The sequence below is a fragment of the Streptococcus hongkongensis genome (genome assembly GCF_053206145.1).
The window spans coordinates 1-2,175 of record NZ_JBRUGD010000034.1; the positions used below are offsets into that span (position 1 = coordinate 1).

Below are 2,175 nucleotides of genomic sequence, written 5' to 3' on the forward strand. Positions count from 1 at the left end.
TCTTTCTTCTCAGTCGTTGTCGCGTTTAAGCCATCTACGGCTGCTTTTTCATCTGGATTAACGGCACCATCTGCTTCAACTTCAGCTTTCTTATCTTTTCCAGCTTGTGCGGCATCTTCGGCTGCTTCTACTAGCTTAGTTGCTGCTGAAATTTTTAATTCATTAATCTTATTAGTAATATATTTATAGGTATTATCTACTGTAGTTTGATCTACTGTGTTATCAGATAATACTCTCTGACCTTCTTTTATTGAATCATTATATGCACTTTGATCAATTTGCAAAGCCATAGTATAAATCGAAGTCTGTTTTAAAGCTGAGTCCCCATCCACAAGAATCTGCAGTTGCTCTTTATTAACTTTAGAAAATGTGTATGTAATAGTCTGAATACCTGATTTAAAGTTAATTGTATTCGTATTTTGATATCCTACTGCAGTAGTGGCATTAGTTCTCCTAAATGTATAATTAGGTAATGTCAACTTATCTGATAAATCAAGAGACTGATAAGTTGTACCTGAATATAGCTTCTCCTGGAGCACATCACCAGTTGAATCATCAACATATAGTAACTTAATATAACTTCCACCTGAAGAATATTCAAATTTTGTTAAATCAAATTGTTGTAGATTTGTTCCGGATCCGGTTGATGCAAACAATGCAAAAGCCAATTCTTCTTGACCATTTGCTTGCTTTGTAGTAAGTCTTGTTTTATCTAGATAAGATTGAATATTTTTTTCAAACACCTGATTATCATATTTAACAACCATAACTTTAGTTTGTCCATTATACTCAATAACGATATCTTTAAATATATTATCAAGAGGTTGTGAATTTAATTTAACGGCATCATTTATAAGTGTAATTGCTTTTCCTGTTGAATCAGTACTATAAAATGCTCCAAAAGCTCCATTTTGGTAGCCTGAAAAACGAGGATCTGCTCCAGCTTTTTGATTAATATTAGGATTTGAAGTGTTATGCCAAGTATCTAATTTGAAACCAAATGAGTTCGGAAGGCCACCCAACCCTATGCTGGCTCCTGATAATCCAATTGCTCCAGGTGCTTGTGTTGTAAATACAGCAGCAAAGCCGTCCCCTCCACTTCGACCATCAACTGTATAACCTTCATACTTATTACCGATATTAACTTTACCTTCTAACTTAAAACTCTCATTCATATTAATCTTATTCATAAGATTTAAGCTTCCAGCTTGTCCACTAATATCATTTGTTAATGTTACTGGACCTTGATTATCACCATACGCCGTTCCTGAAATATTGAAATAATTCTCAATATTCTGTTTAGTAACAACCAATCTAGCTTTATCGCTATATTCAGCATTTGATAAGGATATTTCTTGGTTATTATCAACTAAAGCTCTACGACTTCTAGTTCTAAAGACCGTTACTTCATTAGAACTTTTCGAAGTTGCAGTGTTTTCAATAGATGAGGATCGAGAATCTACCTCAGAAAGTGTTGATGATTCACTAGGAGTTGATGATACTGCTCCTTCGGAATATGGCACTGAAGGCGAATGTTCGTCAGATAAATTTGAAGAATCTACAATCACATTAGGGTTCGGTTTTTCTGCGATATCCGTTACACCCGAAACGGAAGATGTAGATTTTGGGTCTATTCCTCCTATTTGGTTAACAGAAGCAGTTTCATTCATTTCCTGTAAAGAAGCCACAGCAACAGTTTCTGTTGATGTACCACTGACTTCTTCAGCTAAAATAGTTTGTCCACCTATTCCTAAAAATGTTAATCCTATCAGAACAGAGGCTGCTCCAAATTTAAACTTCTTAATCGAAAAACGTTGTTTCATCTGTGAAGTATCATAATTATTACTTATTAGTTTCTTCAATAGATATTCTCCTTAACTTAAATTAAAATTGTATTTTATATACAACACTAATTTTACTTTTTAGTGATAAACATTAGAATATCTGTATTTGTATTTGAAAACTAATCTGTTTTTTTTTTTTTTTCTAATGTAACGTTTTTGATATTAAAGGATGTTTTTATCATTTTGTTTTCAATTGTCTATTAATGGAAAGTTCTAAAATGAAGTTAGCCACTTAAGTGTATAAAAAAACATCTCAAAGAGATATAATTGTAATCTACGACAACCACAATTAGAAGGACTCTGAGATGCAAGACTATTATACACCAAAAGG

General features: G+C 32.9%; 1 protein-coding gene. It reads right to left on the reverse strand.

The window, feature by feature from the left end:
- Positions 1 to 1,823, reverse strand: a 1,823-nt coding sequence (locus ACVRZD_RS10540) for a lectin-like domain-containing protein (RefSeq protein WP_447450497.1), incomplete at its 3' end; no start/stop codon positions are given.
- Positions 1,824 to 2,175: the final 352 nt, after the last annotated feature.